This is a genomic window from Actinoplanes sp. NPDC051633 (assembly GCF_040681735.1).
Classification (GTDB): Bacteria; Actinomycetota; Actinomycetes; order Mycobacteriales; family Micromonosporaceae; genus Actinoplanes.
The window spans coordinates 1-2,797 of record NZ_JBFAZH010001022.1 but is presented as its reverse complement, the minus strand read 5'-3'; the positions used below and the strand labels follow the sequence as shown (position 1 = coordinate 2,797).

The following is a 2,797-nucleotide window of genomic DNA, read 5'->3' as shown; positions in this document are numbered from 1 at the left end:
GGCCCGGGCGGCACGCTGACCCACCCGGCCCGCCCGCCGGCCGCCAAGGCGATACCGGCGGCGAAACGGGTGTCCGAGGTGACCTCCGCCCGCACCGCCAACGCCAAGGTCTGGCGGCTCGCCGACGGCCGCACCCAGTCCGAGATCAGCGGCGCCCCGGTGCACTACCGCGACAGCAACGGCCGGTGGCAGGACGTCGACACCCGGATCACGCGATCGCGCGATGCCGGGTATCCGTACGTCTCCGCCGAGAACTCCTTCGACAGCCGGTTCGGTGACCGCACCGACCGGCTGGTCCGCTACGACCTCGGCGGCCGGTCGGTCACCGTGGGCGTGGACGGCGCCGGACGCGTCGTGACGCCGAAGGTGTCCGGCAGCGGCATCAGCTATCCGGACGTGTTCGGCTCCGCCGACGTGGCGTACGACGTCACGGCCACCGCGCTGAAGGAAAAGATCGTCCTGGACCGGGCGCCGACCGGCCCGGCCACTTTCTCGTTCCGGCTGTCGCTCGACGGCGTCACCGCCGCGCAGCAGGCCGACGGCTCGATCGCCTTCCGGGCCGCCGACGCCGACGGCCGGCCGTTGTTCTACCTGCCTAAGCCGTTCATGTACTACAGCGCCGCCAACCCCGGGTCGGCGACCGGCACCGGGCACAGCACCAAGGTCACCCAGACCATCGGCGGCGCCGGTCGCGACCTGCGCCTCACCGTGACCGCCGACGAGGCGTGGCTGCGCGACCCGCAGCGGCGATACCCGGTGGTCATCGACCCCACCATCAAGGTGCAGCCGCAGGTCGGCGACGCGCAGGACGCGATGGTCAACTCCTACGAGCCGAACACCAACTACGACACCAACTGGAAGCTGTCGGTCGGCACCAACCCGATCGACGCCGCCGCCAACGCCACGTTCCGCAGCCTGGTGAAGTTCCCGCTCACCGAGGTGCCGGCGGGCACGCGGCTCGACTCGGCGCAGCTGAAGCTCTACTTCGACCAGAACATGCTCAACACGTTCGACGACGTCGAGATGGACGTCAGCGCGCATCGGGCGACCGTGCCCTGGGCGGAGAGTTCGGTCACCTGGAACACGGTGCGCAACGCCGTCGGCGAGATCGGCACCAACACCGAGCAGATCGACGACGTCGATCCCGGCAAGACCGCGGTGACGGGTGCGTGGGGCGCAGGCGTCGCGGCCGGGGCGCTGGGCGGTACGTACCGGGCCAACAGCGGCCCCACGACCGGCGACACCTACACCTGGGTGCCGCGGGTGACCGAGCCCGGCCGGTACCGGGTCGAGGTCCACTACGTTCCCGGCTCGGACCGGGCGGCGAACGCTCCCTACACGGTGCACCACGCCGCCGGCACCACCTCGGCGGCGGTCAACCAGACGACCGGCTCCGGCAACGGCAACTGGGTCTCGATCGGCAACTTCACCTTCAACGCCGGCACCACCCACAAGGTGGTGCTCGGCGACGTTGCGAACAAGACCGTCGTGGCCGACGGCGTCCGGCTCGTCAAGGAGGCCACCGACCACCGGGGCAAGAAGCAGAACCACGCATGGCACACGTTCAGCGTCCGGTCCACCGTGCAGGACTGGCTGGACGGCCGGCAGACGAACAACGGCTTCATCCTCAAGACGCCGGTCGAGACGGACGTCCGCAGCGGCGTGCGCTACGAGGGTGCGGAGAACGCCTACGGCGGCGAGGTCGACACCTTCCCCACCCTGCTGCTGACCTGGGGCAAGCCCGGCGTCACCCTGCAGATGCCGACCACCATCCGGTCCACCGGCGCCGAGCTGGCCTGGAGCGAGTACACCGACCCGTCGCCGGGCAGCACCACCGGCGACGACATCCTCGAGTACCAGGTCCACCGCAGCACCGCACAGAGCTTCATCCCGTCCGACCGCACGCTGGTGGCACCGGTGCGCAACGACCGCACCAGCTACAGCGACACCAGCGGCACCCCGACGCCGGCGAACAACCCCGGTGAGTTCGGGCCGCCGTCCTACTACATGATCGTGGTGAAGACCCGTTCCGGCGAGCTGATCCCGTCGCCCACCGAGCAGGTCCAGCTGCCCAAGGCCGGTCACATCGTGCGGGTCCTGCAGGGCAACTCCACCGACACCACGCTGACCAGCAAGGATCCGAACAACGGCCACGACGTGCTGGACGGCGGTGGCCTGGTCCAGATCGGCAACAACGGCTCGAAGTACGGCACCAGCCGGGCGGTCGTGAAATGGCCGAGCATGACCGGGCTCCCCGCCGGCACCAAGGTGCTGCGCGCCACCGCCAGCCTCTGGGGCGCCTACTCCGAGGGCGGCACCGGCGCACGCTTCCAGGTGCACGGCCTCACCCGCGACTTCGACGAGACCACCGGCACGTGGAACAGGGCGAGCAGCGCCGCCGCGTGGACCACGCCGGGCGGTGACTACAACGGCGCCGCCACGTCCTACGTGGACAACATCGGCACCGATCCGCGCTGGCAGAACTGGGACACCACCGCGCTGGTGCAGGGCTGGGTGAACAACGCCGGCACCAACAAGGGTGTGCTCTTCCGGCTGGCCAACGAGTCGACGCCCACCCAGCGGGTGCTGTTCACCTCTGGCGAGGTGCCGGACATCCGGCAGCGTCCGCGGCTCGAGGTGATCTACACCGCGCCGGCGACGGAGAACACCTATCACGCGCCGACCGTGCCGTCCCGGATGATCCCGGGCGACGAGTACACCTCGCCGGTCACGCAAATGAGAGCCAAATAAAAATAATTGCTTTTCACAAACAAAAATTTGAGCAAAACCAGTGTCG

General features: G+C 69.4%; 1 protein-coding gene. It reads left to right on the top strand.

Annotated elements, in window-relative coordinates; genetic code table 11:
• A partial coding sequence (locus AB0M20_RS36230; protein WP_364305142.1) for a DNRLRE domain-containing protein occupies nucleotides 1–2,751 on the top strand: 2,751 nt, incomplete at its 5' end.
• Between the last annotated feature and the right edge of the window lie 46 nt (nucleotides 2,752–2,797).